This window comes from Clostridium cuniculi, from assembly GCF_004353185.1.
Lineage (GTDB): Bacteria > Bacillota > Clostridia > Clostridiales > Clostridiaceae > Clostridium > Clostridium cuniculi.
Genome location: NZ_SMUS01000001.1, coordinates 1 through 26,375, shown reverse-complemented (window position 1 = coordinate 26,375; position 26,375 = coordinate 1). Strand labels below are relative to the sequence as shown.

Annotated in this window: 22 protein-coding genes; 15 read left to right on the top strand and 7 right to left on the bottom strand. The window is 26.9% G+C overall.

All coding sequences use genetic code 11. From position 1 onward, the window contains the following. The first annotated feature begins 21 nt into the window (after positions 1–21). From tkt to EJJ37_RS00080, 7 genes are all read left to right on the top strand, one after another. Complete coding sequence (tkt, locus tag EJJ37_RS00110; RefSeq protein WP_133013561.1) at positions 22–1,998, top strand: transketolase; 1,977 nt, start codon at positions 22–24, stop codon at positions 1,996–1,998. Between the two features lie 87 nt (positions 1,999–2,085). After that, the gene (locus EJJ37_RS00105; RefSeq protein WP_133013560.1) at positions 2,086–3,699 is read left to right on the top strand and encodes a xylulokinase; all 1,614 of its coding nucleotides are present in this window, start codon (positions 2,086–2,088) and stop codon (positions 3,697–3,699) included. A 92-nt stretch (positions 3,700–3,791) separates the two neighbouring features. After that, a complete protein-coding gene (gene fsa / locus EJJ37_RS00100; protein WP_133013559.1) occupies positions 3,792–4,439 on the top strand; it encodes a fructose-6-phosphate aldolase in 648 nt (215 codons plus the stop codon). Between the two features lie 38 nt (positions 4,440–4,477). After that, positions 4,478–5,971 carry an L-arabinose isomerase gene (gene araA / locus EJJ37_RS00095; RefSeq protein WP_133013558.1) on the top strand — a complete coding sequence of 498 codons (1,494 nt, stop codon included), beginning with the start codon at positions 4,478–4,480 and terminating at the stop codon, positions 5,969–5,971. A 27-nt stretch (positions 5,972–5,998) separates the two neighbouring features. After that, a complete protein-coding gene (locus tag EJJ37_RS00090) occupies positions 5,999–7,474 on the top strand; it encodes an alpha-N-arabinofuranosidase (RefSeq protein ID WP_133013557.1) in 1,476 nt (491 codons plus the stop codon). A 3-nt stretch (positions 7,475–7,477) separates the two neighbouring features. After that, entirely contained in the window at positions 7,478–7,741 is a 264-nt protein-coding gene (locus EJJ37_RS00085; protein WP_133013556.1) for a DUF6171 family protein, read from the top strand. 209 nt (positions 7,742–7,950) lie between these two features. Continuing rightward, positions 7,951–10,737 (top strand): lipocalin-like domain-containing protein, encoded by a 2,787-nt coding sequence (locus EJJ37_RS00080; protein ID WP_133013693.1) that lies wholly within the window; start codon positions 7,951–7,953, stop codon positions 10,735–10,737. Between the two features lie 71 nt (positions 10,738–10,808). Here the strand turns inward: EJJ37_RS00080 and EJJ37_RS00075 are convergent, their stop codons facing one another. Further along, positions 10,809–11,834 (bottom strand): hypothetical protein, encoded by a 1,026-nt coding sequence (locus EJJ37_RS00075; RefSeq protein ID WP_133013555.1) that lies wholly within the window; start codon positions 11,832–11,834, stop codon positions 10,809–10,811. A 241-nt stretch (positions 11,835–12,075) separates the two neighbouring features. Between EJJ37_RS00075 and EJJ37_RS00070 the strand changes: the two genes are divergently transcribed. Continuing rightward, a complete protein-coding gene (locus EJJ37_RS00070) occupies positions 12,076–13,230 on the top strand; it encodes a hypothetical protein (RefSeq protein ID WP_133013554.1) in 1,155 nt (384 codons plus the stop codon). Positions 13,231–13,418: 188 nt separating this feature from the next. Here the strand turns inward: EJJ37_RS00070 and EJJ37_RS00065 are convergent, their stop codons facing one another. The 3 genes from EJJ37_RS00065 to EJJ37_RS00055 all read right to left on the bottom strand — a co-directional run bounded on the left by EJJ37_RS00065 (position 13,419) and on the right by EJJ37_RS00055 (position 15,487). After that, entirely contained in the window at positions 13,419–14,276 is an 858-nt protein-coding gene (locus EJJ37_RS00065) for a DNRLRE domain-containing protein (protein WP_166484619.1), read from the bottom strand. 212 nt (positions 14,277–14,488) lie between these two features. Beyond that, complete coding sequence (locus EJJ37_RS00060; protein WP_133013552.1) at positions 14,489–14,950, bottom strand: DUF4489 domain-containing protein; 462 nt, start codon at positions 14,948–14,950, stop codon at positions 14,489–14,491. 33 nt (positions 14,951–14,983) lie between these two features. After that, positions 14,984–15,487, bottom strand: a complete 504-nt coding sequence (locus EJJ37_RS00055) for a DUF4489 domain-containing protein (RefSeq protein ID WP_133013551.1) — start codon at positions 15,485–15,487, stop codon at positions 14,984–14,986. A 309-nt stretch (positions 15,488–15,796) separates the two neighbouring features. Here EJJ37_RS00055 and EJJ37_RS00050 point away from each other — a divergent pair, with 309 nt between their 5' ends. Beyond that, positions 15,797–16,633 (top strand): hypothetical protein, encoded by an 837-nt coding sequence (locus EJJ37_RS00050; RefSeq protein ID WP_133013550.1) that lies wholly within the window; start codon positions 15,797–15,799, stop codon positions 16,631–16,633. Between the two features lie 148 nt (positions 16,634–16,781). On the opposite strand, the gene EJJ37_RS00045 is transcribed toward EJJ37_RS00050, so the two are convergent. Further along, positions 16,782–17,414, bottom strand: coding sequence for a YesL family protein (locus tag EJJ37_RS00045; RefSeq protein ID WP_166484618.1), 633 nt, complete (start codon positions 17,412–17,414; stop codon positions 16,782–16,784). Positions 17,415–17,621: 207 nt separating this feature from the next. Between EJJ37_RS00045 and EJJ37_RS00040 the strand changes: the two genes are divergently transcribed. Together EJJ37_RS00040 and EJJ37_RS00035 are read left to right on the top strand one after the other, a co-directional pair. Beyond that, complete coding sequence (locus tag EJJ37_RS00040; protein WP_133013548.1) at positions 17,622–18,026, top strand: hypothetical protein; 405 nt, start codon at positions 17,622–17,624, stop codon at positions 18,024–18,026. Positions 18,027–18,211: 185 nt separating this feature from the next. Then, positions 18,212–18,766, top strand: a complete 555-nt coding sequence (locus tag EJJ37_RS00035) for a hypothetical protein (protein WP_133013547.1) — start codon at positions 18,212–18,214, stop codon at positions 18,764–18,766. A gap of 429 nt (positions 18,767–19,195) precedes the next feature. On the opposite strand, the gene EJJ37_RS00030 is transcribed toward EJJ37_RS00035, so the two are convergent. Then, positions 19,196–21,643: a GxGYxYP domain-containing protein gene (locus EJJ37_RS00030; RefSeq protein WP_133013546.1), complete on the bottom strand. Its 2,448-nt coding sequence runs from the start codon at positions 21,641–21,643 to the stop codon at positions 19,196–19,198. Between the two features lie 246 nt (positions 21,644–21,889). Here EJJ37_RS00030 and EJJ37_RS00025 point away from each other — a divergent pair, with 246 nt between their 5' ends. From EJJ37_RS00025 to EJJ37_RS00010, 4 genes are all read left to right on the top strand, one after another. Next, positions 21,890–22,582, top strand: a complete 693-nt coding sequence (locus EJJ37_RS00025; RefSeq protein ID WP_133013545.1) for a response regulator transcription factor — start codon at positions 21,890–21,892, stop codon at positions 22,580–22,582. A 114-nt stretch (positions 22,583–22,696) separates the two neighbouring features. Further along, positions 22,697–23,617, top strand: coding sequence for an ABC transporter ATP-binding protein (locus EJJ37_RS00020; protein WP_133013544.1), 921 nt, complete (start codon positions 22,697–22,699; stop codon positions 23,615–23,617). After that, positions 23,610–24,389 (top strand): ABC transporter permease, encoded by a 780-nt coding sequence (locus EJJ37_RS00015; protein ID WP_133013543.1) that lies wholly within the window; start codon positions 23,610–23,612, stop codon positions 24,387–24,389. The genes EJJ37_RS00020 and EJJ37_RS00015 overlap by 8 nt, the downstream gene beginning before the upstream one ends. A 20-nt stretch (positions 24,390–24,409) precedes the next feature. Further along, complete coding sequence (locus tag EJJ37_RS00010) at positions 24,410–25,318, top strand: sensor histidine kinase (protein ID WP_133013542.1); 909 nt, start codon at positions 24,410–24,412, stop codon at positions 25,316–25,318. Positions 25,319–25,387: 69 nt separating this feature from the next. On the opposite strand, the gene EJJ37_RS00005 is transcribed toward EJJ37_RS00010, so the two are convergent. After that, positions 25,388–25,969, bottom strand: a complete 582-nt coding sequence (locus EJJ37_RS00005; protein ID WP_133013541.1) for a hypothetical protein — start codon at positions 25,967–25,969, stop codon at positions 25,388–25,390. Positions 25,970–26,375 lie beyond the last annotated feature (406 nt).

Here is a 26,375-nt window from a genome sequence, read left to right as displayed (position 1 = left end):
TATGAAATTTGGAGGGGAATAATGAGGGAAGTAGAAATAAAAAGCATCAATACAATAAGAATGTTATCAGTAGATCAAATTGAAAAAGCAAAATCAGGTCATCCAGGAATCTGTATGGGTGCAGCACCAATGACATATACATTGTTTAATAAGCATATGAACATTAATCCGGAAAATAGCAAATGGTTTAATAGAGATAGATTTATATTATCAGCTGGACATGGATCAGCGCTTTTGTATTCAATGTTACATTTAAGTGGATTTGATGTATCTATTGATGATTTAAAACAATTTAGACAATTAAATTCAAAAACTCCAGGTCATCCAGAAGTTGGACATACTCCAGGGGTAGAGGCTACAAGTGGTCCATTAGGACAAGGTATTGCTCAAGCTGTAGGTATGGCAATGGCTGAAAAACATTTAGCAGCTAAATATAATAAAGATGGATTAGATATAGTAGATCATTATACTTATGCAATAGTTGGTGATGGGGATTTAATGGAGGGGGTTGCTAATGAAGCAATATCTTTAGCTGGACACTTAGGCTTAGGGAAATTAGTTGTTCTATATGATTCAAATGATATTTGTTTAGATGGAAAACTTTCAACTTCATTCTCAGAAAATGTTATAGATAGAGTTAAAGGTATGAATTGGCATACTATTAGAGTTGAAGATGGAGATACAAATATTGAAGCAATTTCAGCTGCAATAGAAGAAGCTAAGAGTGTAACAGATAAGCCAACATTAATAGAGATTAAAACAACAATTGGATATGGCTCACCTAATAAGGGAGGAACAAATGGAGTCCATGGAGCACCTTTAGGATCTAATGAATATGAAGAAACTAAAGCAAATTTAAATTGGACTTATGATCCATTTACTGTTCCTAATGAGGTAAAAGAAGATTTTGCTAATAATCTTATATCAAGAGGAAAACAAAAGGAAAGTGAATGGAATGAGTTAGTTAATAAATATAAAGAAACTTATCCAGAAGAATATAATAGTTTAATATCTTCAATTAATGGAGAATTAAATATTAATTTTGAAGAAGTATTACCAAAGTATGAAATAGGTCAATCAGTTTCAACTCGTAATGCTTCAGGATTTACAATGAATGCCATTGCAAAAAGTTATGGTAATTTCTTTGGTGGTTCAGCAGACCTTGCACATTCAAATATGACCTACTTAAATGATCAAGGAGATTTTAGAAGAGATACTCCAGATGGAAAGAATATTTGGTTTGGAGTTAGAGAATTTGGAATGTCTTCAGCTGGTAATGGAATAATGCTACATGGTGGATTAAGAGCATTTGTTTCAACATTCTTTGTGTTTAGTGATTATTTAAAACCTGCAATAAGAATGTCTGCAATTGAAAAATTACCATTAGTATATGTATTAACTCATGATTCAATAGCTGTAGGAGAAGATGGGCCAACACATGAACCAATTGAACAATTAGCAGGACTTAGAGCTATACCTAATGTAAATGTAATAAGACCGGCAGATGCTCATGAAACAAATGCAGCTTGGCAAATAGCTTTAGAAAATAAAGAAACACCTTCAGTATTAGTATTATCAAGACAGAATATAAATGTAAATGCTGAATTTAATTGTGTAGATAATGTTAGAAAAGGTGCATATATAATTTCAGAAGCAGCACAAACTCCAGTAGCTCAAATAGTAGCAACTGGTTCAGAAGTAGATCTAGCAATAAATTCTCAAAAGGAATTAGAAAAACAAGGAATATATGTTGATGTTGTATCAATGCCATGTTTTAGATTATTTGATATACAAGATGAAGCTTATAAGAATAGCGTGTTAAAACCAGGAGTTAAAAAGTTAGCTGTAGAAATGGCTTCATCATATGGATGGCACAAATATGTTGATGAAGTATTATCCATAGATACATTTGGGGCATCAGGTAATGGTAATGAGGTAATGAATTTCTTTGGATTTAACAAAGAAACTGTAGTAGATAAAGTAAAAGAATTAATTTAAAGGGTTAATAATGGGTGTGTTCTTTGATGGAGTTTAATAGGTTATTAAACTCCATAGAGAAAAGAGGATGTAGGAGGATAATGAGTCATGAATAGTTTAAATGAAGTAAAAAAGACGCTAGAATCAGGAAAAGCTGTTCTAGGAATTGAGCTTGGCTCTACCAGAATAAAAGCAGTTCTTGTTGATCAAATGGGATCAGTTATTGAGACTGGAGGATTTGACTGGGAAAATAGCTTAATTGATGGGATTTGGACATATTCTTTAGATGAAGTTTGGACAGGTATTCAAGGGTGTTATAAAGACTTGGCAGAAAGAGTTAAGGAAAAATATGATGTAAGAATAAATAAATTATCAGCTATGGGAGTAAGTGCTATGATGCATGGATATCTTCCTTTTGATAAAGATGGAAGTCAATTAGCTGAATTTCGTACATGGAGAAATACCTTCACAGGACAGGCTGCTAATGAATTAACAGAACTATTCCAATATAATATTCCAGAAAGATGGAGTATTGCACATTTATATCACGCTATTTTAAATAAGGAAGAGCATGTGAAGGATATAGATTTTCTTACAACTTTAGCAGGCTATGTTCATTGGAAGCTTACAGGGAAAAAAGTAATGGGTATTGGAGAAGCAGCTGGAATGTTTCCAATTGATATAAATAACAAGAATTATAATAAAGATATGATAGGAAAATTTAATTCATTAATTGCTTCTAATAAATACTCATGGACACTAGAAGAAATTCTTCCAAAGGTTTTAGTTGCAGGACAAGAGGCTGGAACATTAACAGAGGAGGGGGCATTACTTTTAGATCCAACTGGAAAGCTGGAACCAGGAGCTAAACTTTGTCCTCCAGAAGGAGATGCAGGAACTGGAATGGTAGCTACTAATAGTATAGCTAAGAAAACAGGAAATGTATCAGCAGGGACTTCAGCATTTGCCATGGTAGTTCTTGAAAAAGAGTTATCTAAATTGCATAAAGAGTTAGATATGGTTACAACTCCAACAGGAGATTTAGTAGCAATGGCACATTCAAATAATTGCACATCAGATATTAATGCTTGGATGGAAATATTCAATCAATGTTTAGGAGCATTTGGAGTAAAGGTTACACCAGGTGAATTATACAAGACATTATTTGAAAAAGCTTTAGATGGTGATGATGACTGTGGTGATTTAATGTCTTACTGTTTCTATTCAGGTGAACATGGAATAGGGCTAACAGAAGGATGTCCTATGTTTTTACATCCAGCAAATTCAAAGTTTAATTTAGCTAATTTCATGAGAGTTCAATTATATACATGTTTTGGTGCAATGAAACTTGGAATGGATATTTTAACAAAAGAAGAAAATGTTAAAATTGATAAAATTCTTGGACATGGAGGCATATTTAAGACTAAGGGAGTTGCACAAAATATTTTATCAGCAGCTATAGGAGCACCTGTAGTTGTAATGGAAACTGCAGGAGAAGGTGGAGCATGGGGAATTGCATTGCTAGCACTATATCTTGATAAAAAGCAAGAAAATAATTCTTTAGAAGATTTTTTAAATAACACTATCTTTAGAGATGCAGAAGCAGTAACAGTAGAGCCAAATCAAAATATGATTATTGGATATGAAAAATTTATAAAAGATTATAAAAGTGGATTAACTATTGAGCATGAAGCAGTAAAGTATTTGAAAAATAAAGCTTAGGAGTCAAATATAAAGTATATTGAAAAATTAAATTAACATAGTATTAATAATTTTATTAGATATAACTATGGATTTATGGGGGAAAGAGAATTATGAAAATATTTATAGATACAGCTAACGTTGAACAAATTAAAAAGGCAAATGATATGGGATTAATTGATGGAGTTACAACAAATCCATCATTAGTTTCAAAAGAAAATAAAACAATGGCAGAAGTAATTCCAGAAATTTGTGAAATAGTAGATGGGCCAATAAGTGCAGAAGTTATGAGCTTAGATACTGAAGGAATGATTAGAGAAGCAAGAGAGTTAGCAAAAATAAGCAAAAATATAGTTGTTAAAATACCAATGACTTTAGAAGGGTTAAGTGCAGTTAGGGTTTTATCTCAAGAAGGAATAAAAACTAATGTTACCTTAATATTCAGTGTTCATCAAGGTATTTTAGCTGCTAAAGCTGGAGCAACTTATATTAGTCCTTTTGTTGGAAGATTAGATGATATTGGATTAGATGGAATGGATTTAATAAATGATTTAATCATAGCTAAAGAAAACTATGGTTTTGAAACAGAAATAATTGCTGCAAGTATAAGAACAAAGGAACATATTCTTCAATGCATATTATCAGGGGTAGATATTGCAACAATACCATATGCACAAATTGAAGATATGGCTAAACATCCATTAACTACAGCTGGAATTGAAAGATTTATAAGTGATTATAGTAAGGTTCAAAATAATTAATTTTCTTAGGGGAAAATATATAAAAGGGAGAGGTAAAGATGATTAATACAAGAAAATATAGTTTTTGGTTTGTAACAGGAAGTCAAGACTTATATGGAGAAGATACCTTAAAGCAAGTTGCTTTAGATTCTAAAGAAATGGTAAGTAAATTAAATGATGTTGAAGGAATTAAATATGAAATAATTTATAAGACAACAGTAAGAAATGCTAAGGAAATATATGATGTATGCTTAGCTGCTAACAATGATGAAAATTGTGCAGGTATCATAACTTGGATGCATACTTTTTCACCAGCTAAGATGTGGATAAGAGGACTATCAATATTAAATAAGCCACAATTACATTTCCATACACAATTTAATAGAGATATTCCATGGGATACAATGGATATGGATTTTATGAATTTAAATCAATCAGCTCATGGAGATAGAGAATTTGGATTTATAAATACAAGAATGGGTAACAATAGAAAAGTTGTTGTTGGATATTGGCAAGATCCAGAGGTTCATAAAGAAATAAATAAATGGATGAGCGTTGCTGCTGGATATGTTGAGGGAATGAATATTAAAATTGCTAGATTTGATGACAATATGAGAGATGTTGCTGTAACTGAAGGTGATAAAGTTGAAGCAGCATTAAAATTAGGGTGGACTTGTGACGCTTTTGGAATTGGAGACTTAGTAGAAGTAATTAATGAGGTTACTGATGAAGAAGTTGAAAACTTAATGAAAGTATATGAAGAAAAATATGAAATTTGTGAAGCAGGAAAAACAGAAGGTTCTGTAAGAAATTCTATTAAATATCAAGCAAAGGTAGAAATTGCCTTAAGAAGATTCTTAGAAAAAGGCGGATATACTGCATTCACAACTAACTTCCAAGTGCTTCATGGTATGGAACAATTACCAGGACTTGCAGTACAAAGACTTATGGAAGATGGATATGGATTTGGAGGAGAAGGTGACTGGAAAACTGCTGGTTTAGTTAGATTAATGAAAATTATGACTAACAATACTAGAACTTCTTTCATGGAAGATTATACTTATAACTTCGAACCAGAAAATGAAATGATTTTAGGAGCTCATATGCTTGAAGTTTGTCCAACAGTTGCAGCTAACAAACCTTTAATCGAAGTTAAGCATTTAGGAATTGGTGATAAGGCAGCTCCAGCAAGATTAATATTTAACGGACAAGCAGGTTCAGCAGTTTGTGCATCATTAATTGATTTAGGTGGAAGAATGAGATTAATAATAAATGAAGTAGAAGCTAAAGAAGTTGAAAAAGATCTTCCACAACTTCCAGTAGCAAGAGTATTATGGAGACCAGAACCATCATTAAAAGTAGGAGCAAAAGCTTGGATACTTGCTGGTGGAGCTCATCATACTTCATTTTCTTATGAATTAGACTCAGAGCAATTAACTGATTTAGCTAATATGTATGGAATTGAATCAGTTGTAATAGGTAAAGATACTAATATTAAAGAGTTTGAAAAAGAATTAAAATGGAATGATTTATATTGGAGATTAAATAGATAATTTTATTTAAGATAAGGGGTTAGAATTATGAGTAGATTAATAATTAACACACACAATAAAAAATCAAAAATAAGTAAAGAAATATATGGACACTTTTCAGAACATTTAGGAAGGTGTATATATGAAGGAATATATGTTGGCGAAGATTCCAAAATACCTAATGTAAATGGAATGAGAAGTGATGTTGTACAAGCATTAAAAGAAATTAAGATACCAGTATTACGTTGGCCAGGTGGATGCTTTGCTGATGAATATCATTGGATGGATGGAATAGGACCAAAAGAAAATCGTAAAAAGATGATAAACACACATTGGGGTGGAGTTGTAGAAGATAATAGTTTTGGTACACATGAATTTATGGAATTATGTAGACAATTAGAATGTGAGCCATATATTAATGGAAACCTTGGTAGTGGGACAGTTCAAGAAATGTCTGAATGGGTAGAATATTTAACTTTTGATGGTATTTCACCAATGGCAGAGTTAAGAAAACAAAATGGACATGAAGAACCATGGAAAGTTAAGTACTTTGGTGTAGGAAATGAAAACTGGGGTTGTGGCGGAAATATGACGCCAGAATTCTATGGAAACATGTATAGAAGATATCAAACTTACTGTAGAAACTATGGTGATAATAAGCTTTATAAAATTGCATGTGGACCAAATGTAGATGATTATAATTGGACTGAAGGAGTAATGAAAGTAGCGGCAAACTTTATGGATGCCTTAACGTTACATTACTATACTCATCCAGGTGGATGGGAAAACAAAGGGCCAGCAACAGGTTTTGATAAAGAGACATGGTATGTTAGTATGAATAAAACTCTAAAAATGGAAGAGTTAATTAATAAACATTTAGAAATAATGAATAAATATGATCCAGAAAAGAGAGTTGATTTAATTATTGATGAATGGGGTGGCTGGTATGATGTTGAGCCAGGAACTAATCCAGGATTCTTATATCAACAAAATACAATGAGGGATGCACTTATTGCAGGGATTAATTTAAATATATTTAATAAGCATAGTGATAGAGTTAAAATGGCAAACTTAGCTCAAGTAGTTAATGTACTTCAAGCTGTTATATTAACAGAAGGTGAAAAGATGATATTAACTCCAACTTATCATGTATTTAATATGTATAAAAACCATCAAGAAGCAACATTAGTTGAAAGTTATATAGAAACTAAAATGATTGGTGTTGATGAAAAAAATCAAGTTCCTAACTTACATGAATCAGTTTCTGTAGATGCCGAAGGTAGAATTAATATAACTATAAATAATTTATCTATTGATGAAGCATATGATATTGAAGGAATAATAGTTGATAGACCAATTAAATCTGTTACAGCTACTATTTTAACTAATAAAATGGATGCATATAATACATTTGATAATCCAGAAGTAGTTAAGCCAGAAGAGTTTAAAGATTTTGTTTTAACAGCACAAGGATTAAACTTTAATATTCCAGCTTGTAGTGTAATTAGCTTTATTATAGAGTAATTTATGGAAAATAGATTTTGTAAGAAGTGTTTATTAGATAAAGTAATGGGCGATGCCGAATATAAACATATGCAGGATTATATTAAAAATATAGATAATGATATTAAAACTCCAGAGGCGGATTATAAGATTAGGTTAGATACTTGTATGGAGTGCGATAATCTTGTAAATGGCATGTGCAAGTTATGTGGTTGTTTTGTTGAAATGAGAGCAGCTGTTAAGAAAAATTATTGTCCTAATATAAATAAAAAATGGGATAAGATTTAATGGCAAATTTTAATTGTTATAAAAGTAAATAATATTTATACAGAAGCTGAAGGCATATATCAATAAAAAATCACTTTGGATATATGCCTAATTTTATTTATACTTAGATATTTATTTAAATTTATTATAAAGATTAAAGGAGGGAGTCAATATTAACAGCAAGATTAAAAATTAATAAAATTTATAGGATATAAAGGGGGAAAGAGATTATGAAATCAAAAAAGGTAAGAAAGATATTGGCATTTTTAATGACAGGAGTTTTAATATCATCTTTTGGATTAGTTAGAATTACAACGGCTAAGGAAAAAATAGCCGCTAAAAACCGTGTTTCTGTACATGATCCTTCAATAGTTAAAGATGGAGATGAATATTATGTGTTTGGATCTCATATAGATGCAGCAAAATCTACAGATTTACAAAATTGGACTAGGTTCACTAATGGATATACAACACCGGGTAATATTATATTTGGGGATTTATCAGAAAACTTAGCTGGTTCATTTGCATGGGCTGGTGAAGATGATTCTGATAGTAAAGGTGGTTTTTCTGTTTGGGCACCAACTGTATTCTGGAATGATAACTATGTAAACGATGACGGAACTAAGGGTGCATATATGATGTATTATTGTACATCTTCTACTTATAAACGTTCTGCTATAGGTTATGCAGTATCTCAAAATATTGAGGGGCCATATACTTATGTTGATACTATTATGTACTCTGGATTTACTAAAAATGATGCATATGATTCAAATAGTACTAAAAATACTAAATATGTAAATACGCATATTGATGAATTAATTGAAGAGGGTGTTATAGAAGGATTAAATGATTCATGGTTTAATGCTGATGGTTCATATAATACAAGTTACGCACCAAATGCAATAGATCCAGAATTATTCTATGATGAAAATGGACAATTATGGATGACTTATGGATCTTGGTCAGGAGGAGTATATATATTAAAAATAGATGATACTACTGGACAACCTATATATCCAGGAGTTGATGCAGATCAAGATAGTCTTAATCTTACAGATAGATATTTTGGTAAAAGAATATCAGGAGGTTATACACAATCAGGGGAAGGAGCAGATGTAGTATATGATAAGGAAACAGGATACTATTATATGACTGTAACTTATGGTGGATTAGCTGCAGATGGTGGATATAATATGAGATTATTTAGATCAGAGAATCCAGATGGTCCATATTTAGATTCTGAAGGAAGAAATGCAGCATTACCAGGTAATGTTAGTAATACTAATTATGGAATTAAGTTAATTTCTAATTATAAATTTGATTGTCAGGATACGGCTCTAAAAGCAGCAGGTCATAACTCAGTTCTTTTAGAAGAAGATGGAGATAGATATTTAATTCATCATCAAAGATTTGATAATGGAACTGAATATCATGAGGTAAGAGTTCATCAAATGTTTGTAAATAAAGAAGGATGGCTAGTAGTTGCTCCTTATGAAAATAGTGGAGACGAAATTTCACAAACAGGATATTCAAAGGAAGAAATAGTTGGAAATTACCAATTTATTAATCATGGAACTGCCACTACAAGTGCTATAGCAAACACATTGAATATTAAATTAAATGAAGATTTTACAGTAAGTGGGGATATAACTGGTACTTGGACTATGGAGGAAGATACTTATTATATGACTATTACTACAAATGATGTAACTTATAGTGGAGTATTCTTTAAACAACAAGATGAATCATTAGAAGAGAATAAAGTTATGACATTTACTGCTATTGGGAATAATAATGAATCAGTTTGGGGAAGTAAGCTTGAATTAGATGATTTACAATCAGTTGAATATACAGGAAAGGATTTAGAAAAGAAAATTCCAAGTGTAACTAAATCTAACATAGAATTACCTACATCAGGTGCATATGATACAAAAATTGCTTGGAAATCAAGCAATGAAAATAGTATATCTAATGAAGGAGAAGTAAATCGTACAGGAGAAGATGAAACTGTTATTTTAACTGCAACGATAACTAAGGGTGAATCAGTTGTTACTAAAGAATTTACTATACTTGTTAAAGGGATTCTAAAGGAAGTTGGAGTAGAGCCAATTTATAAATATGATTTTGAAAGTTTAGAGAATCAAGCAGTTGCAAATACAGGTAGTAAGGTTGGTAATGCGACATTAGTTGGTACAGTATCAGTTGTGGAAGATGAAGAAAGAGGAAATGTATTAGAGGTTAAAAATGAAAAGGGTGCAGTTAAGGTTAATTACTTAGCATTACCTACAGATACATTTGATGGAATTAATGAAGAGGGATATACAGTAAGTATGTGGGTAAATGTAGATAAGAATGATCCAAATTATTTTGAGCATAGTGCATTATTTGAAGCAAGCATGACTAATGAAGATGGTACTCCTAATTATCCAATTACAAGAATAAGTGCTAACCTTTTTGGAAGAATAAATGCAAATGGAGCATGGTCAGATGCAACAGAAATATCTAAGCCATTAGAAGGAAATAAGTGGGAGTATGTAACTTATACTGTAAGTTCTACTGGAATAGTAGTTTATGTAGATGGTAACGAAGTTGCTAGACAAGATAAAGATATATCTGCTTGTTTTAATGATAATTTTTTAGCTTTAATGACAGATGTAAGAGTAGGTAGTGGGAATATATGGAGCGATATGGATATAGCAAATGCTAAATTTGATAATGTTTCAGTTTATAATGTTGCATTATCAGATAAGCAAGTAGAGGCTCTTTATAATGATGAAACAAAGGAAAATGAAGAGCAAGAAAATCCAGAAGAACCAGGAGATATAGTAAATCCAGAAAATCCGGGAAGTGGTCATACAGGAAATGTTGATTCTGGAAAGAAGCCAACTGTAAATAATAATTTAAATACATCAAAATTACCGCAAACAGGAGACATTAATGTATTATTTACATTAGCTTTAGCCGGAGCAAGTGTTACTATTGGGGGAATAAGCTTAAAAAAGAAAAAATTATAATATAGAGTAATTAATAGGGCTGTATCAAAAGTAATTTTGATATAGCCTTATTAATTAAAAAATAAATCTTATTAATAAATATTTATTTTAGTACCTAAAAGTTTTAGAGAATTAGTGTAACTATAGAATTTTGGTGCGTTTAGATATTCATCTTTATTAGAATTACTTTTAAATATAAATTGCGTGAAAGAATAATTATAGATTTCATTAAATAGTTTTATATTAATCCAATTTTCTCCGTTATTTAAAGAGGAAGTAGTATATAAATGATTATATTCCATCCACTGACAGTAAAGAATATCCTTATATTTAATTATATTTGGGAATAAGCTTGGTATTTTAGTGCTTAAAAATATATTGTTTTGAATAAAAGGAGTTTTATTTTCGAAAAACAAATTCATATATTTACAGTAAAATTGATTTTGATTTTTTTCAGAGTATACAATATGATATATATTTTTCGAATCCTTTAATAGTGATAAATAAACTTTTGATTTTTTTGAAAAAGTTAATTGAATAGGAATATCCCACTTTTCTTTATCAAAACTATAGTTAGCCACAAAAAGTTCTTCATATCCATCTATTAATTTAAAGTAATAAATCTTTAAATCGTTTTCATTTATTATTACTTCAAAATTATTTAAAAGTGTATAATTTAAAAAATCTATGTTGCTTTTTACCCAAATATTATTTTTTTTATAATAATGCACTAATGCTGAAAAATGAGACTTTTCTTTATCTATCTCATAGTAAATTATATGAACTTTATTATCAAGACGTTTAATAAAAGGAAATTTAATTTTGTATTTATTTGAATCGTATTTTAAAATTAATGTTTTCGATATAATTGAATCATTTATATGTAAATAATTGAGAAATTTATTTTTTTCAGTGAATAATCCATATATATTATCATTAGAATCTATATCAAAATAAATAGTTGATAGAGATGAAATATCTGATAAAATTTTTTTGTTTTTTTTTATTTCAAAATTAGAATTAACATAATTAATAGAAATTCCATTTTCTACAGAAATAGTATATAAATTATTAAATGAATTCCTAATTAATATTGAGGATTGTTTTATAAATGGCATAGTATCACTCCAGATATCTTTATATATTAAATATATATTTTCCTATTTATATTAATATGTTATTAATAATTAAATTTCAAAATTAATTTATTAAATATATGGAGAAATGCTTGTATAAAAAATAATTAATTTCAAAAAAAAATTATCAAAAGGAAACATATATAGCTATAAATCATAATATGAAGTAGAAAAAACAAATTTATTGTCTAATATTAATGATATAAATTAGGAGGAAAAAATAATGTCAAATAAAAGAAGGCGTATGGATAAAAGTTCAAATTGTCATAAAGAAATCAAATTTAAAAAGAATTGTGATTTAAATTGTTGTGACAATTTAATAGTTAAAGACTCAGATATTTATGAAGCTGAATGTGTTCCAGTAGTAACTGAAAAAATATTTGATAGCATAACTTTAGAAGATTTTAAATATAGAGTAGAAAATGAAGAATTTACTATAGTTTCTACAGACAGATGTCATTATGATGAAGGAGCACCTATATGTATAGATAAAATAGGAGTAACTTATGATTTTATAGGAATAGCAGAAGAGAAAAAGGAAGAATTAGTAAACTCTGAAAGTGTTATTTTTTCAGCAGAACCAGGAACAGGATATAATATTTACGATGAAGTTCTTTATAATGAATATGTAGGAACTTTTGTAACAAATAGATGCTGTGAAAAGGATAAGAGAAAGCAAGGAATAAAATCAAGAGTTTTGGAGAATAATGTAAAATTCTACGTTAGTAATTTACAAATTGTTTTAATTGGTACAATAGGAAATAAACCATTTAAAGCAATTTCAAGTAATGCGCCATATACAGGAGCTATATTTGATGGAGTTAGTTTGGATTTTTACGGAAGAATGACTTTACCAAAAGGGTATAAAAAAGCAACTATACATGAAGAGTATGATGGATGCTTAACTGCTGAATGTGCAACAACAAATTCTTTATATAGCAATGATAATGAAACATTTACAGCAGCTATAGAATTTTTATTAGTAGTTGAGAAAACTATGTATTCAACAGTAACTGAAAAGATGGCTGTTTTTACAATGAGTAATGCTGTTATATCTCATTCTGGAGAAGTAAATCATGTATGTTATAATGGTTGTCCAGAAGATTCTAGATATGATTATTCAAGAGAAGATTCTAGATATGATTACTCAGAAGAAGATTCTAGATATGATTACTCAGAAGAAGATTCTAGATATGATTGTTCAAAAGAAGATTCTAGATATGATTGCTCAAAAGAAGATTCTAGTTATGATTCATCAAAAGAAGATTCTAGATATGATTGTTCAGAAGAAGATTCTAGGAAATGCTCTAGTGAAATTTCTGATGAAAGTATTTGTAAAGATGAAATTGATAGAAGAGAAGATTGCTGTAGAGATTAATTATTAAAAAGAAAGAAAAGTTTAAATAATTAAAATTGTAGTAATTATTTTAATTTTTATAAAAATATTAGATAATTATATAGTTTTATTTAATAAATATTACTGGAAATTATGGTTTCCAGTAATATTTATTTATTACATATAATATTGGAATATATTCTTGATTTTATGTTAAATAATTTATATATTTATAAGTTATTTAAGTCGATAGGAGTTATAGATATTTGATCCAATTCTTTGTTTAAAATATCTATTTGCTCTAAAATCATAGAAATACTTTCATTTATTAAGGAGATATCGTTAGACAATTTAGAGGTTATAGTATTAATCTCTGAAATTATATCATCAGTATTTTGTAGTGATTTATTAATATCAGTATTAACTTTATTAATTGTTTGAGAAAATTCATTTTTTATATTATTTAAATTAACAGTATTTAAATCTACTATATTAGTTAATTTAGAAATTTTATTATTAATTGAATTTTTAAAATTGCTAAACTCAAGATCTATATTTGTTTCATTTAAATTTATAAGTTCTATAAATGGTGGATTATCTGAATAAAATGAATCAAAATTAATTATTGTATTTAATGTTGAATTTAATGATTTAACAATTAAGCTAGATTTTCTATTATTAGATAAAATAGATATTAATATAGGAGTAATATCTATTTTTATATATTTATTTATATCATAAGAATTAATTTTTATATTTGTATTTGAAGTTGATTTTGTTTTGGATATAAATTGTGGATTAATAAGCAGATCATTGTAAGATGTTAAATTTTCGCAGATTGATACAAGCATAGGCTTATTATTTATAAATTTTGAATCTTTTATATAGAGATTTAAAAATGCTGAATCAAATGAATTTAAATTAATATTACATAAATCAAAATTTAAAATTGTTAAGTATTCATTCTTTGTATTAAAGTTATTATAAGTTATTCCTACAAATAAATTATTATTTTTTAAATTAGTTTTTAGATTATATTTATTTATAGTGGTTCCTGCGGAACAAATAATTTTATTAGAATTTTTCAAAATTAATCACTCCTAGTTTAGTAGTGTTTATTTTAATATATTATGAAATTAATTTTTATTTTGTTCTTATGTATGTTAATAAAAAATAAAAATGGAGTCTGGTAAAGAATTAAATATTATTCATTACCTTGACTTCCATTTTTATTGTAAACCTTATATTAACTTATCATAATAGAATAATCTCGTACTTTTATATAAAGCTTCTTAAAAATTTAGCAGTGTTCTTCAACTGCCAAGGCTGTAATTTGTCCACTAACAGTTGTTCCTATTTGTGCTAAAGTTGCATTTGAGATTTCTAGTGTATAGGTACAACATTCACAGCATACACTACAGTCACAAATTTGAAATTCAAATGATTTTCCTGATAAAGCATTAATTAATGAGCTTGAAGTATAAGATCCACCTACATATTGAGAGCAACCATCAGAGCAACATTTCTTTACTCTAAAAGTTATGCTTGTTAATACATCTAATGGAGCGCTTATTAATGCGGTAATACGAAGTAATACCTTAGGATTTTTTAAGCATTTTGTATTTAATGTTACACTTGCTACTGAAAATGGATTTCTTATACTAGCTCCTGCTAAATCTAATATTGGTAGTGGACCTGCTGATCCGCATCCGCAGTTTAATACGGAATTTCCTGGTTTTTTTATTTCACATACAGAATTCATAAGATTACCTCCAATTTAATATCTAAGCAAAGCTTAGCAAGATTTTTCTACGGCTAAAGCAGAAATAGTACCACTAACTGTTGTTCCTGCTACTAATAAGCTTGCATTAGATATTTCTACAGAGTAAGTTGCGCATCCACAACATTCTCCGCAGTCGCAGAATTGGAAAGAAAAAGATTCACTATGCAAAACATCAATTGCATCACTATAGCTGTAGCTTCCACCTACATATTGAGAGCAACCATTAATGCATCTTACTAATCTAAATGTTATATTTGGGAAAACTCCTGCTGGAACATTGATTAATGCAGTAAAGTTAATTAATACTGTTGGACAGTGCATTCCTCTTGTATCAATAGATGTGCTTGCAACAGAATAAGGATTTACTATACTAGCACCAGTTAAGTCTAATACAGGTAAAGGACCAGCAGCACCACATCCGCAACTTAATATAGATTTTCCAGGTTTAGGACATGAACATTGTTCATTACAACCTTTTTTAGTCATACAGCTATTATTATTACTATTGTTTAACATAATTTTCCTCCAAAGTACATTATTTTTATAAGTGTTTATTAAAGAAATATATCTTTCTCAATTTTATAATATGTACTTATAGACAAATTGTGCTAAAACATAAATTATTTTTAGACATATTTATACAGGTTTTGATAAAGATTAAATATAAATTATTTAATTACATTAGTATAAAAAATTTTTACTATAATGATTTAAACTTAGAAAGTAAATCTACAAAAGGAAACTTAGCTACTTAAAAATCATAATATGAAGTAGAAAATCTTAAATTATTATCTTATTAATCTTATAAATTAAGGGAGGTAAGTAATGTCATATAAGAGAAAAGTTGTTTATTGCTATCCAAATTGTTATAAAAAAATTAGTTTTAAAGATAATTGTAATTTAAAAGATTCCTATAATTTAATATTTGAGGATGTAGATATTTATCAAGCTGAATGTATTAAAGTAATAAATGAAAAAATAATTGATTATATTACAGTAGAAGATTTTAAATATAGGGTTGAAGAAAAAGGAGAATTTAAAATAGTTAATTCATTTAATTATAAATATAATGAAGGTGATTCTATATCTATAGATAAAATAAGTATAAATTATGATTTTATAGGAATGATAGAGGTTGAAAAAAAAGAATTAGTGGATTTTGAAAAAGTAATTTTTTCAGCAAAATCAGGAACTGGATATAAGTGTTGCGAAGAAACTTTTTATGATAAATTCACAGCCAATGTTTATACTGCTAAATTTAATTCGAGGACAAATAAAAAGAATGAAGTAAAATCTAGAGTTTTAGAAAATGAAGCACAGTTTTATATATGTAATTTACAAGTAATATTATTTGGAACAATAGGAAAGCAAGAGTTTAAAGCCATTTCTAGCACTACACCGTATACAGGAATTATATTTGAAGATGTTGGATTAGATTTTTGTGGAAAAATATATTTGCCAGAAGAATATAAAAAAGTAACTATACATGAAGAATATGATGGATTTTTAAGAGCTGAATGTGCAATTGCAGATAGTGAATATGATTTTTCTAGTAACACATTCACAGCTTCAGTAGAATTTTTATTAGATGTTAAAAAAACTATATACTCAACAGTAAATGAAAAAATGGATATTTTTACTGTGCCTGATTTATATATATAATTAAGGTAATAGATTATATAGTTATATAAAAATACTTATAAAAAATAGAAAGTTAAAAAGTAATTATTACACATATATGTTAAATAGAATAATATAAAAATACCATCTATCAGAAAAAGGTAGATGGTATTTCTATTTAAATATAAAATTAAGAGATAATTTTATTAAATAAGTTTATATCTTTGTTAAAGACAATTAAAAAAATACGGGATACCATATAGCTATGCAATGCTACTCCTAAAAGAAGCATAAATAAAAATACTATTGGAAAGTAAAAAGTTGCAAATAATATAGATGCTCCAAATAAGGTAATAAGTAAGCTATAAGGAAGATTTTTTAATGAAATAACGAAACAATACTTAAAAGTATTTAAAATAGAACATTTAGTTTTTGTTAATATTGGGAATATATATGGAGTGACTAATAAAAAAATAAGTAAAGAAAAAAATATAAATGGTAATGCGAAGTATGATAGTGATAAACCACACTTTAGCCAAAAAACTAAGTTAACACCTAAAATTATAGATGTTATCAGAATGATTAACCATATTATTGTTGATTTTTTGAAATTTTCCTTAAATGATTTAAAGAATGTTTTTATTAAATTTCCTTCCTCATTATCAATAATTTTTAAATTAACAGAATATAAAGCTGTGGTTGCGGCTCCTATTGTTACTATAGGAATGCTACAAAATATCCATAAAATATTTAAAATAAACCAATCAGCAATTTTATTCATAATCTTAGAAAAGCCGCTATCTGAATTAAACATATTTCCCATAAAACCCCTCCTTATTTCCATATATATCTAATTTAATAATACAGTATGTAAATGATTAAATCAATGGTATTAAAAATATAGAAATAAAATTAACAGTTCCTTTCGGAAAGAAGAGAATGAATATTTATATTTCTATTAAAATGAATACTTATTATTTTTTAGAAGAATAATAGTATTATTGACTTAAATTTAACTAAGGAGGATATTATGAAGCATAAGAGAATATTAGCATTAACTTTATTATTTTTATTAATATGTAGTTGTAATGTTTTTGCAAGTAAGAGACCAGAACCTAATGCAATTTTTATGGGAGAGGTTGAAGAAGTTAAAAGAAATGAAAATGATAATACTTTAAACATAAAGGTTAAAGGATATCTTAAGGGACTTACAGTAAAAGATCAAGAATTAATAGCAGTTGTAGATAATGAAACATTAATAATTCCAAATGAATGTCCAAAGGAAGGTGAAGAAATAGACATTAAAAAGGTTGATCCTAAAGTATTTAAGGTAGAAAAAGGTGACGTGGTATTATTTATATTAAGCGAAGCTATGACAAAATCAAATCCGCCCCAAGCTTCAGCTAAAGCTATTCAAGTGACATATAAAAAATAAAATTCAGTTACTACATCTTATATAGATATACTTTATATAAGATGTAGTAATTTTTTTCTATAAAATAGTTAATATTTTATTGTTTATATAATTGTTAATTAGATTATGAAAAATAAATTTAAATAACAAAATAAAACTTTTTATAATATGATAAAATGTGAATATTAATTATGAGGATATAAAAAATGGCTAAGAATAAGAGAAAAAACAAATCATATAGATTTAAAAATTCTTATACAAGTAAAAATAATTCAAGTAAATATACAGATTATTCTAATGAAAATAATAGTTCAACATATAATAGAGAAGATTTTAGTGAAGAAGATATAGAGTCATTACTTTTATTAGAAATACAATTAAGAGGAACATTAATTGTTATATATGGACAGTTATTATTAATACAAGCTAATTTTCAAGGTAGAGAAGTTATTTATAACAAATATAAAGATAACAATGATATAGATAATAGTAATACGATGTTACAAGTTACTCCGGATAAGACTGTTTTAAAAGCTACGTATATTTTTTTCTTAATTAAACTTTTATTTATACAAATAGCATTTACTAGGTATAATACAGTTTATAATAAAAAACTTAATGGAGAATTTCCATATTCTTTAGAGCCTAATATATTAATAAATAATGCTAATTTATTAGATTTAATATCATGTATTTATTATATTAAAGCAGCAGAAGGGATACTAGCTAGAGATAATAATCAACCTGTATTTGGTATATGATAATAATAAAGAATATAAAGTTTAAAGGTTAGAATATTAAATGATAAATTATAATAAGAGTAATAATAAAGATAAAATACAGGAGGTTTTTGTTTATAAAAATTATAGATTTTAAGGTTTTATTAATTAAGATTAATGAAGCCTTTTATTATTTTAAGAGTAACTTAATTTATATAATTATACTAAAAAATAAATGATTAAATATGTAACATAATTAAGTATATTTACGTAATATATATTAAGATTTATCTTATCTATTGTGCAAAAAGAGAAGAATTTATCCTATTAATAGTTGGATTATAAGTTTTAATCTAGCAACTAACATTTAAGTTAAGTAATTGTAATATAATCTTATCTTCCGTATTACAATAAAAAGTTTTTATAAAAAATCTCATAGAAATTTTATAATTATCTATGAGATTTTTTGTTTTATAGATTATGTGAAATATTATTTTGAATTAGTTTAACGAATGTATCTGGAGTTACAATTCTAACTTTAGGATTTTTATTTAATTTAGTTATAACATCGTTAACATTATCCATTGTATTACTCCAAACATGAACATATACAAAGGTATAAGAGTTTGGATCTTTAATATTTGTATAGCCTAAATTAATTCTATCGTTAATATTAGAAAGTAACTGATTTCCATCTTCTATATTAGCCCAAAGTAAGTCTCGGCAAGAAATTATAGGTTTATCATTAGACCAAATTATTTTTCCTTTATAGGCATTGTTTATATCATAATTCAAATAAAGGAGGCCATCTATATTAGAATTACAAGTATATTTATCCCATAAATCTTTTTTATAAAAAGATTCATCATCAAGAATTAATACAATATGTTCATCAACATCTTTCATATATTTATTAAGTCGTTTAGTATAATTAATTAATTTTTCAGAAGGATATTTACTAGGATATATATAGCCATTACCTGAAGCAGCAACTATATAATTATCATTATATTTTGAGGAGCTTGCAGCTTCATAATATTTATTAAAAACTGTAGGAGCTAAATAATATAATGAAGGGCTTAAAGACCAGCCTAAATTAAAATTACCTCTATAAGGAGATCCAAACCAGTTTTTTGCATTAAAATTACTTCCGAGAAGCCATTGCTGATTATCGCCATCAGACATTATAAAAGTAACATAATGAAAACCATCTTCTTCAAGTAGTTTTTCATTAATGCTTTGGGTTTTAGGGGTTGAAGGATATGAGCTTAATACTGAAAGGTTATAAGACCAATCTGCAGCAATCATATCAATTCCAAAGCTAGAAGCAATTGAAACGTTAGTATGTTCATCAGGTCCCCAGCCTAATATTCGGCCACCATCATCCATAGAGCTAAAAATGCTTTCCCTAAAAGTACTATCATTTATATCATCTTCATAAAAAACTAATGATTTTGAAAGAATTGCATAGTCCCTTAATGATATGTATTTGTCGCTAGGTAATTCTATTACTGTGGAGTGATTTAAACCAGAATTCCAAAGGTTATTAAATGCCCAATACTTATCAGTGTCTCTGCAATCTTCAATCAAAGTTGTTATACCATGATTATTTAATATAGATTCTATGGATTCATCAATAGCGATAGAATTTTTTAAAGAGGCTAGAGTACAAGCGTTATTTATTGAATGTTCTTTTACATTACTGTATAAAACATATCCATCAACTTGGGACTTAAATTTATCTATAAGTTTCCAAGGGTCTTCAATTATTTTATATTTAACTTTATAATTCTTATTTAAATCTTTAAGCCATATTTTATAATCCGGTTCAGTAGAACTTAGAATATAAATTTGATCTTCAGATTTTGATGATATAAGACCTTGAAGAGTTGCTATCATTGTTTGTTCCGCTTTAGTCATATTATTATCAGATATAACATAAAGGAATTTAGGAATTATATCATTTTTAATATAAGAGTCATTAGTTTCTATAGAAATATTACAGCTACAATTTATTGAGTTAACAGTTTGGGTTGTAGAATTTATAGTATTAATCGAATTAGTTGTAGAGAGAGTAGGCTTACAACCTTTATATTTATTATAAAATTCACTTAGGAAATCATATCTTTTACCTATATAAAAACCTACAGAGTCTTTTTGGGAAATACCTGATAGTAATACTTGACGTCCAATAATGTCATGTAAGCTAACCTCATTACCATTTTTAATAATGTCATACATTATCATAAATGTTGTTGTTCTACCTACTCCAGCTTTGCAATGAAAATGAAACCAAGTATTTTCTGTAGTATTATTAACAACATCAATAAAATAATCAACCATATCTTTACTAGGAAGATTTCCATCTGTTACAGGAATTTTAATATAAGATATATTATTTGATTGAGCTAATGTAGATTCGTTTTTAACTGAAGTTGGTACAAGCGTTTTTTTATTATTATATAAAGTTAAGGGTTCATTTAATTTAATAGAAGATAAGTCTCTGTTCTCTTTTTCAATAATTTCATTTAAAGTAAGTCCAGCATTTGCACTATTATTTGAGTTGGCAAAGCTAATAGCAATATCATTAATAAATCCATGAGACTCTTCTCTTAAATCAATATCTATTATAGGGAGCTGAGTATCAATACTTTCAATTAATAAATGTAAATTAGCAGGAGTAAATTGACCACTTCCAGATATATTGAGTTGTTCTAAGCCTTTTATATTTACTGCTTTAAGAGCTGAAGCTTTTGATATATCAGTAGTTTTGCGAAAGTGACTTGGTAGTGAAGTGGAGTTATCTGAATCTTGAATAATATTAACATCAGATAGAGCATTGATTGGAAATGAAATTGTTGTTAATAAAATTATAGTAGTTAATAAAAAAATAAAGAAAAGTTTAATATTTTTTTTCATTAGTATATACCTCTTAATTATAGTATTTATTATTTATTATGGTAATCAATGAAAAGTGTATTTATTCATTTTAGTTAATATAAATATAAAAAGTTAGTATATGGATTTAGAGTTTAATGCTGTTTCTTTTAAAGAAGTTATGTAGAAAAATAGATAAATAAAAATTAGTTAAAATATAAAAAAAATACAATTTAAGTTATAATTAAATTATATAATAGAAAAAATCTTTAATACATGAGGAGCGTTATGTTGAAAGAAAGTATTTTAGTTGTTGAAGATGATGTTGATATAAATAATTTAATTAAAAAAAGTTTAGAGAAAAATAATTATGAAGTTGTACAAGCTTTTTCAGGAAGTGAAGCTGCTTTAAGAATGGATATGAAATCATTCGATGTTGTTTTATTAGATTTAATGCTACCTGGAATTAGTGGAGAAGAACTTATAAAAAATATTAGAGAAAAGAAAAATATGCCTATAATAGTCATCTCTGCAAAAAGTTCCTTAGAAGATAAGGTACATCTTTTAAATATTGGTGCAGATGACTATATAACAAAACCTTTCCAATGTGAAGAGATTATTGCAAGGGTAAATTCACAATTAAGAAGATATAAAAGTAATTCATTACAAGAAAAAGAATTTAAAATATATAAATTTAAAGAATTAATTTTAGATGAAGAAGCAAGAGAAGTAAGAGTTAAAGATAAAGTTTTATCTTTGACAGCATATGAATTTCAGATATTGAGTATATTAGTAAAAAATCCAGATAAGGTGTTTTCAAGGGAAATATTATATAGTAAAGTATGGAAAAATGGATATTATGGCGAGGATAATAGTGTAAATGTTCATATAAGCAATATTAGAAAGAAAATTAAAGAAGTAATACAAGAAGAATACATAAAAACTGTATGGGGAATTGGCTTTAAGATGAATAAAAATTAAAATCTTTAAACTTTCTTTAAACTTTCTTGAAGATTTATTTAAGCTATTTTTATATCATTAATATTGAAATAACAAAGTATAAAAATAATTAAAAATATCTGAAAGGAGAATAATGTGAGAGAAGTTATAAAAACTAATAATTTAGTAAAGAAATATGGAGAAAATATAGTACTAGATAATATTAGTATTACAGTTAATCAAGGTGAAATTTATGGACTGGTAGGAGATAATGGAGCTGGTAAAACAACACTTTTTAGAATATTAAGTGGTCAATCTAATATTAGTGATGGAAGCTTTGAATTATTAGGTGAAGCAAGTGAAAAAAATATAGTGAAAGTAAGAAAAAGAATAGGTACAATAATTGAAAATCCAAGTTTTTATCCTAAAATGACAATAGAAGAAAATTTAGAGTATTATAGACTTCAAAGAGGTATTCCAGGTAAAAAAAATATTGATAAAATATTAAAAGAAGTAGGATTATTAGAAGTTAAGAAAAAGAAATTCAATAATATTTCTTTAGGAATGAAACAAAGATTAGGACTTGCTCTTGCATTATTAGGAGAACCTGAACTTTTAATTTTAGATGAACCTATTAATGGGTTAGATCCAAGTGGAATTATTGAAATAAGAAATTTATTATTAAAGTTAAATAGAGAAAAGAATATAACGATAATTATATCAAGTCATATTCTATCAGAGTTATATAATATAGCAACATGTTATGGATTTTTAAGCAAAGGAAAGCTAGTAGAGGAACTAAGTTTAAAACAATTAAATGAAAGATGTAGAAGCTATTTGGAAATTAATGTTACAAACCCTAAAAAGTTCTCTGTACTTTTAGAAGAGAAATTAGGATATAAAAATTATAAAATTATGCCAGATGGATTAATTCATTTATTTGAAAAAGACCCAATTAATGAAGAAATAAGTAGATTAGCAGTAGAAAATGGTATAGGACTTAAAAGTATAAATGAAAAGAGTGCAAATTTAGAAAATTATTATTTATCTTTGATTGGGGGAGTTAAAAATGCTTAATTATTTTAGAAGTGAAATATATAGAAACTTACATTCAAAAGGAAATTATATGTTTATATTAGGGGTTATGTTGTTTGTTGTATTCTTAAATGTAATCTTATGGATGTTTGGTAATTTAGATTCAACTTTCCCTTATAATACTACTAAATATGCATTTAGTAGTTTATATGCAAATATGAAAATACCTATGGTTCTTTGTGTTTGCGTTGTAAACTTAATATTTGGTCAAGAATATAAAAATCATACTTTAAAAAATACAATTTCATTTGGGATATCAAGAAATGCCATATATTTATCTAAATTTTTAATTAGTTTAGTATATGCTTTAATAGTAGGAGTATTTGTGAGTTCTGCATTTATAATAAGTGCATATATGCTTCTTGAAAATAGTGGAATAGAGTATTTAACTATATTAATTAAAGCAATGATAGCATCTATACCATTATTATTAGTTGCTTTAACTATAGCAAATTGTTTTTATTTTATTACTGATAAGGAGATAAATGCTATTGGATATTGGGTTGCTATAATTGTAATAATACCAAGTTTATTATTAATGGCTGGACGTAGAAGTGAAATTTGTAAGGTAATAGCTAATTACATGCCATTAAATTTAATTAGTGATATTAGTTTTAATGAGGAAACTAATAAGTTGGTTTTAGGATTTATAACTCAAGGCGGAATTATAAAGTCAATTATTGTAGGGATTATATTTTGTTTAATATTCTATTTCTTAGGATTAGAAATGTTTAAGCGAAGAGAAATTAAGTAATAAGAGGGGGTGTGTAGAAAATGATATGTATACTTTTAATTTTATTAATACCTAGTGTGTATTTTTCTGCACGCTTTTTTTTACTTTATAAAAATATTAAGATTTCAACAAGAGAACTTAAAGAAATTTGTGAAAATATAGAGTTGAATAGAAGATTAACATATTTTTCGTATGATAAGAATTTTGAGAATCTCATTATGGTAATGAATGAATATTTGGAAGAAGCGCAACGTAATAAAATTAGATATATTAGGAGAGAAAGTAAAATAAGAGAGGAAATTGAAAATGTTTCACATGATTTAAGAACACCATTAACTTCTATATTAGGATATTTAGAACTTTTAAATGATGTAAATATAAGTAGTGAAGAGAAAGATGAATATTTATCTATTATAAAGAGAAGATCAAATGGGTTATATAAATTAGTTGAAGTATTTTATGATTTATCTAGATTAGAAGCTAATGAATATAAGTTTAATATGGAAAAAATAGATATAAATAAAGAGATAAGAGAACATATTCTTTTGTTTTATAATGATTTTGAAAATAAAAATATTAATGTTGAAATAAATTTATTAAATGAGGAAGTGTTTGTAGAAGCTGATAAAACTGCTTTAGAAAGAGTCTTTACTAATTTATTTCAAAACACAATTAAGTACTCTAGGGGAGAATTTAAAATTTCTTTGGAAAAAACAAAACATAATGTCAAAATTATTTTAATTAATAGTATTGACGAATTAACAGAAAGAGAAGTAGAAAATTTATTTGATAGATTTTATATGAAGGATACAGCAAGAAGTACCTCTAGCTCAGGGCTTGGACTAACAATAACAAAGTTATTAATAGAAAAGATGAACGGAGAAATCAGGGCTGAAATTATAAATGGATTTCTAATATTTACTATAGATTATCCAATTTTAATAGTTTAATTATAATATTTTAAAATAAATAGATAAAAAAACTTCAATTTATTTAGAATTGAAGTTTTTTATCTGTCTCTATTTTATTCCTAGTTTATTTTTAGCATCATCAACTAAATTTTTTAAATCTACTCTAGCATCATGTGCGCCTAATGTTAATGATTTTAAGCCTTTTATTACTTCATCTTTAGATAAAGTGGCATAATCTTTTGTTTTTTCTGCAAAAGTTCCAGTATAATCATCAACTGCAATAATAGCTTTATCAACAGCAGTTATTACTTCTTGATTATATTTATCAACTTCAGCATTTCCTTTTACAACATTATTCTCTAAATCACTCTTAAAAGCTTCTAAGTTTGTTTTTAACTGTTCATAAGAGCCATTATATGCAGTTATAAATTCATCATATGTATTATCATATGTAAAATTGTCTACATAAATATCATATGTCGTGTCAAGAGTATCATTGTTAAAGTAATGATTATATCTTTCTGTTAAGTAGTCATAATATTCTTGATTAGTAGGTGCATTATTCTTAGTAGAATCATTAGCTGTACTATTATTAGTACTATTATTAGTAGTATTATTACCACATCCAACTAATCCAAATAATAATAAAGATAATAGTAATAAAGATAGTACTTTAAATCTTTTTTTCATATAAAACATCTCCTTAAATTTTTTTTTGTATTTATAGTTTGCTTAAGATAACTATTTGTATTCATTTAAAATAAGTAAAGTTTTAATAAATATTTAAGAAGATAAACAATTGAATAATATTGCGCACCACATGGAAGCGAAAAATGAAATATTTATTTTCCGGTAATGGTGAAATTTTCACCTAGAATTTATATAATTGATTCCGTAAAGTTTGCTAAAGTTTTTAAACTCGCTATTGGCTCAAACAGTAAAAACTTTTTTACGCAACTTTACTCCATCAATTATTAAATTCTACGGCTTAATTTCAATGATACCTCCAAATAAATATTTCATTTTTTTCTTTTTACATGTGTTTGCTTATAACGCGCCACTTTATAGTTAATGTTTTGTGCTACAAATTTTTCTT